This is a genomic window from Actinokineospora sp., from assembly GCF_050699995.1.
Classification (GTDB): Bacteria; Actinomycetota; Actinomycetes; order Mycobacteriales; family Pseudonocardiaceae; genus Actinokineospora.
Window position 1 is genome coordinate 1 of record NZ_JBOHGC010000558.1, and the last position, 6,001, is coordinate 6,001.

Below are 6,001 nucleotides of genomic sequence, written 5' to 3' on the forward strand. Positions count from 1 at the left end.
GCGCAGGGCCGGGGCCGGGGCCGGGGCGGCGCTCGGCGACGACGACTCAGCCGCGGGCGGCTGGTCGGTCTGGCCGCATCCGGCGAGCAGCAGGGCGGTGGCCACAATGGACAGTGTGCGGGCGGACAATAGAGCCTCCTTGATCGGCCGGAGCCGTTCACCGCGCTCCGTGGGGGATCCGATAGGGGGCCGAGATTATCCTACTGGTGAGTACGACTTCGCTCGGGGTACTCCGAATAGTCCAAAAAAGACTTGGGCTGTTCGGCCGCATGTCCAGTGATACCAAGAGATTCGCGCAACAGCGAATGCCCGGCGGTCGTCGAGACCCGCCGGGCTGTCCACTATGGACGAATGGCTACATGGCCGCGGACGCGCGCTTGATGGCGTCGCGGATGCGGCAGTAGGTGCCGCAGCGGCAGACGTTCTCGATCGCGTCGATGTCGGCGTCGGTCGGCGTCTTAGTCGTCTTCAGCAGGGCGGCCGCGGCCATGATCTGGCCGGGCTGGCAGAACCCGCACTGCGCGACGTCCTCCTCGAGCCACGCCTGCTGGACCGGGTGCAGGGTGTCGCCGTCGGCGAGGCCCTCGATCGTGGTGATCTTGCGACCGTTGCACTCCGAGACCGCGACGGTGCACGGCTGGAACTCCTTGCCGTCGAGGTGGCTGGTGCACGCCCGGCACGCCCCGACCCCGCAGCCGTACTTCGGCCCGGTGAGGCCGAGCCGCTCGCGCAGCACCCAGAGCAGCGGCGTGTCCGCGGGCGCGTCGACCGCGACCGGCTTGCCGTTGACGTTGAACCTGTACGTGGGCACGGACGTACTCCTCAGAAGTTGATCGGGAAGCTGCGCGGCTTGGTTCCGGTCGCCCTGGCGTAGGCGTTGGCCACCGCCCCCGCCGCCGCGGGCACGCCGAGTTCGCCCGCGCCACCGGGTTCGCCGGTCGGGGGCATCACGAACACGTCGAGCTTGATCGGCGCGTCCTTCTGCCTCGCGTAGCGGAAGTCGGCGTAGCTCTTCTCCCGGACCTTGCCCGCGTCGAGGTGCACGCCCGCCTGCAGGACGGTCGAGATCGCGTCCATCAGCCCGCCCATCATCTGGGCTTTGAGGCCGGTCGGGTTGATCGCCCGGCCCACGTCGACGGCGATGGTCGCCCTGGTCACCCGCGGCGCCTTCGGGTCGGTGGCGTTGATCTCCACCAGGCACGCGGTGACCGACCGGTACTCCTCGTGCACCGCGACACCCTGGGCCCAGCCACGCGGCATCGCCTTGCCCCACTGGCCTTCCTTGGCGACCTTGGCCAGCACGTCCTTGGCCCGCTTGGACTTCAGCACCGACATCCGGAACTGCACCGGGTCCTTGCCCATCTTCGCGGCGAGTTCGTCGACGACGACTTCCTCGGCCGTGCGCAGGCCCGCCGAGTACACCGAGCGCCAGCTGCCGGTGTGCACCGGCACGGGCACCTCGGTCAGCAGCTGGGTGACCAGCCCGAAGTGGTACGGGTTGGCGGCCGACAGGTGGAAGAACAGCAGCCCGTCACCAGGACCGGAGATCGCCGCGCCGCTCGCGGTGACCAGCTCGCCGAAGCCGTGCTTGAGGTCGGTCTCGACCGAGGCCATCCGGTGCTCGAAGGACAGCACCTCGCCGAGCAGGTAGGTGGCGCGGATCTTGTGGTGCGACGCGGGCCGAAGCCTGCCGTGGCGCACGTCGTCGGTGCGGGTCCACATCAGCCGGACCGGCTTGCCGATCTTCTTGGAGACCTGCGCGGCCTCGACGGCGGGCTCCCAGAACAGCCTGCGGCCGAACGAGCCGCCCGCGCGCAGGACGTGCAGTTTCACCGCGGCCGGCGCAAGTCCGATGCTCTTGGCCACGTCGTTCTGCGCCATGATCGGCGACTGGCAGGCCACCCACACCTCGGCGCTGTCCTCGCGGACGTCGGCGATGGCGCTGTGCACCTCCATCGGCGCGTGGCTGACGAAAGCGAAGTCGAAGCTCGCGTCGAGGTGGTTGGTCAGCAGCCGGGGAACCGCGAGCGGCGCGGTCGAGGCCCGCAGCTTGGTCCGGATGTCGGCGTCGGACAGGCCGACCGCGGGGCCGTTCTGCCAGGTGATCACTAGCGCGTCGCGGCCCTTGAGCGCCAGATCGATCGTCTCGGCGCTGACCGCGACACCGCTGGGGATCTGGGTCACCGCGACCACGCCGGGGATGGCCAGGGCGGGGGCGGCGTCGAACGAGGCGACCTTGCCCTTGATCGTCGGCGGCCGGGCGACCACGGTCGCCAGCGCGCCCTCGATCGTCATGTCCATCGCGTACTCGGCCTTGCCGGTGACGATGTCGCGCGCGTCCATCCGGCCGGTCGGCTTGCCGATCAGGGTGTAGCCCGAGGCGTCCTTCGGCGCGGTGGACACCGCGGTGCTGGTGGTCGACGCGGCGGCCGAGGCCAGTGCGCCGAAGCTCTCGCTGCGCCCGTCCGGCGCCCACACGGCGGAGTCCCGTGTGGTCAGCGTCCCGGCCTCGACACCCATGCGCTTCGCGGCGGCGGTGATCAGCCGCGCGCGGGCGGTCGCGGCGATCCCGCGCAGCGGGCCCCACAGCGTCCGCACACCGGTCGATCCGGCGGTGAACTGGTTCCACAGGAACTCGGGCTTGGCGTCGGAGAGTTCCACCGCGACGTCGCCGAGCCGGGCGCCCAGCTCCTCGGCGATGATCATCGCCGCGGTCGTGGTGATGCCCTGGCCGGACTCGGCGCGGGGCAGTTCGAACCGGACCCGCCCGTCGTCCTCGACCCGCAGCACCATCGACCACGCCGTCGGCTTGGTCGCCAGCGTGATGACGTCACCGAGGTCGAGGAGTTCGGAGGGCGCGGGGAGACTCGGCAGGGCGTCGGCGACCGGATCGAAGGTCAACTTCGCGGCGACGGTGAGCGTCGGGGCGGCGACCAGGAATGTGAGGAACTTGCGCCTGCCGACTCTCGGCTTGGCGTCCGGGGTTTCCTCCGTGCGGGCAGTCGGCTCGCCGGGGCCTGCCATCCGAACTCCTTCCGAGAATGCGCGGCAGGAGCGTTAATCCCGGTCCGCACGCTGGTTCAACTGCGAAAACGCGCGATCCGTGAGCGTCCCGGCCGCGCGGTGGTCTAGTTTTTATCACACCGGAAATGCATTGACTAAAGCGGTCTCGGGGCGGAAAGAAAGAGGCCTCTTGCGAATTTCGCAGGCGACACGAATAGCCGACAACACGGTGCGTGACGTGATCAGCACCTTGCGGTCGGTGGTCGACCGACACTCTACGTACGCCCTTGCGAGAAGATCGATCCCCTGTTCGGAGTAATCCCGACTAGGCCATCCGGTGAAGCTACCCTGGAGTAGCACCCGTACGGGTGATCTGCTATAAGTTCTCGGACAACCTCTCGAGCTCGCGTCAAATACGGCCCCGCAGCCGTCGCGGAACCCGGCAATCCCGGCCGCGGCGCGCCCTCTATTGCGGGTGCCCGCTCGCCTTTCGCCGCGCCCATCGCATTGTTTGACGGCATACCGATTCATCCCTACGGTGTGTTTCCATTCATAGCCGCGCAACGATCGGACGGCTCGATCGTTACGGCTGGGACGGCAAAGATCACAACGGCGATGGGGACGCGTCCGGATCGGTCGAACGGCAATGGTCGTCCGACCCGGACGATGATCATGGAAGGTTCTGGGGCGACGCCCATGCAGAGACTGAACCGGCTACGCGGGTCGGGCACGATCCAGTCGCGGGTGCTGGCCATCGCCCTGATCCCGTCGATCGCGATCCTCGTCGTGGGTGTCGCCCTCTCCGTCTACCTGGCGTACCAGGGCGTGAGCACGCAGTCCTTCGCCGACAACGTGCGCGGCGCGCTCGGCCCGAGCTCGCGGGTGATCGTCGCGGTCCAGGAGGAGCGGCGGCTGACCACGCTGCAGCTCACCGGCGCCGGGGGCGACCCCGGCGCGCTCGACCGGCAGCGCCGCGAGGTGGACGCGGCGGTGAAGGAACTCGCCGCCACGACCGAGACGCTGGCCGCGGACGCGCCCGACGAGCTCAGCCGTCCGCTGGAGCGGCTCAACGAGACCGCCCGCGAACTGCCGTCGACCCGTCAGCTGGTCGACAGCGGCACGGCCACGGTGCAGCAGGTCTATGACTTCTACAGCGAACTCGTCGAGTTCGTCGGCGAGGGCGTGCAGGGCATCGCGCGCTCGGCGACCGACGCCGAGGTCGGCTTCGAGCAGATGATCAGCTCCGAGCTGTTCCGCTCGGTCGAGGCGCAGGCGCGCTCGCACGTGCTCGTCGAGCGGGCCATGGCCAACGGCCTCGACACCAAGGAGTTCCACGAGCTCGCCCACCAGATGGGTACCTACCACGAGCTGATCGAGACGATCGTGCCGCGGCTGACCGAGCAGGAGCGCAAGCAGTACACCGCGCTCAAGGCGACGCCGAACTGGAAGACCCTGGTCGCGGGCGACGACTCGATCATGGCCAAGGGCCCCGGCAAGCACCCGGTCCCGTTCGACGTCGCCGCCTGGGAGGACGCGAACCGCAACGTCTCCGCCGGGCTCGTCGAGCTGTACAAGTCGCACTCGTCCTACGCCGCCGACCTCGGCACCGACAGCGGCAGCCGGGTGCTGGCGACGTCCCTGGCCGCCGGTCTGACGATTCTCCTCGTCGCCATCGCCGCCATGCTGATCGCGCTGCGCGTCTCGCGCAGCCTCATCCGCAGGCTCACCAGGCTGCGCGTGGAGACCCTCGAGGTCGCCGAGCACAAGCTGCCCGACGTGATCGACCGGCTCGGCCGCGGCGAGCGCGTCGACGTCGAGGCCGAACTGCCGCTGTTCGACCACGGCGACGACGAGATCGGCCAGGTCGCGAACGCGTTCGGCAAGGCCCAGCGCACCGCCGTCGCGGCGACGGCGAAGGAAGCCGAGATCCGCCAAGGCGTCCGCTCGGTGTTCCTCAACATCGCCCACCGCAGCCAGGTCATGGTGCACCGCCAGCTCAAGGTGCTCGACAAGGCGGAGCGGTCCGAGGACGATCCGGACCAGCTCGCCCTGCTCTTCCAGCTCGATCACCTCGCCACCCGAAGCAGGCGCAACGCCGAGAGCCTGATCATCCTCGGCGGCAAGCAGCCCGGCAGGCGCTGGCGCAACCCGGTCGCGCTGCTCGACGTCGTGCGCAGCGCGGTCGCCGAGACCGAGGACTACGAGCGGGTCAACACCGGCAAGCTGCCGGAGGTGTCGCTGCAGGGCGCGGTCGTCGCCGACCTCATCCACCTGCTCGCCGAGCTGATCGACAACGCCACGTCGTTCTCGCCGCCGGAGACGCACGTCGACGTGGTGGGCACCCTGGTCGGCCGTGGTGTCGTCATCGAGATCGAGGACCAGGGTCTCGGTATCGAAGAGGACCAGATCGAGGACCTCAACCGCAGGCTGCAGAGCCCGCCCGACTTCGGTGTCATGGCGCTGTCGGGGGAGTCGCGGATCGGTTTGTTCGTGGTCGGGCGGCTGGCTACCCAGCACGGCATCAAGGTCGCGCTGCGCGAGTCGATCTACGGCGGTGTGCGTGCGGTCGTCCTGGTGCCCAACAACGTCGTCGTCCGCGAGCCTGAGCGCACCGGTGAGCCCGCGCCGAGGCCCGAACCGGTCGCGCCGGAGCCCACGCGGCCGGAGCCGCTGCACCGCCGCACCTCCGGGCAACTGCCGATCGGCCCGGCCGCGGAGCCCGTGCCCACGAGGGAGAGCAACGGCTTCTCGACCTGGATGACGCCCGCCGACGAGCAGGCCCCACCGTCGAACGGCTCGAACGGCAACGGCAACGGCAGAGTCCACACCACCGGTGACCTGAAACCGTCCATTGTGGACAATGTGGAGCTCGCGGGCGGAGCGCCGACGCAGCGCATCCCGCAGACCCCGCCCGCGCCCAAGGAAGCACCGCGGCCCACCGCGGCCGCCCCGGGCGCACCCACCCCCCCGCAGCCCGCCGCGCCGAGCAGGCCGACGA

General features: G+C 69.8%; 4 protein-coding genes. 1 reads left to right on the forward strand and 3 read right to left on the reverse strand.

Annotated features, from left to right (window positions below):
• The 3 genes from ACRDSQ_RS27200 to ACRDSQ_RS27210 form a co-directional block, all read right to left on the reverse strand.
• A partial coding sequence (locus ACRDSQ_RS27200) for a lipoprotein (protein WP_431424908.1) occupies positions 1-129 on the reverse strand: 129 nt, incomplete at its 3' end.
• A 226-nt stretch (positions 130-355) separates the two neighbouring features.
• On the reverse strand, positions 356-811 hold the full coding sequence (locus tag ACRDSQ_RS27205) for a (2Fe-2S)-binding protein (RefSeq protein WP_431424903.1): 456 nt from the start codon (positions 809-811) through the stop codon (positions 356-358).
• Positions 812-822: 11 nt separating this feature from the next.
• A complete protein-coding gene (locus ACRDSQ_RS27210) occupies positions 823-3,024 on the reverse strand; it encodes a molybdopterin cofactor-binding domain-containing protein (protein WP_431424904.1) in 2,202 nt (733 codons plus the stop codon).
• Between the two features lie 675 nt (positions 3,025-3,699).
• On the opposite strand from ACRDSQ_RS27210, the gene ACRDSQ_RS27215 reads away from it, so the two are divergent.
• Positions 3,700-6,001: nitrate- and nitrite sensing domain-containing protein (locus ACRDSQ_RS27215; RefSeq protein ID WP_431424906.1), on the forward strand; the 2,302-nt coding region annotated here is incomplete at its 3' end.

Excerpts from the sequence above, each read along its gene's own strand:
- ACRDSQ_RS27210 (WP_431424904.1), bottom strand. The coding sequence starts at position 3,024 with ATGGCAGGCCCCGGCGAGCCGACTGCCCGCACGGAGGAAACCCCGGAC.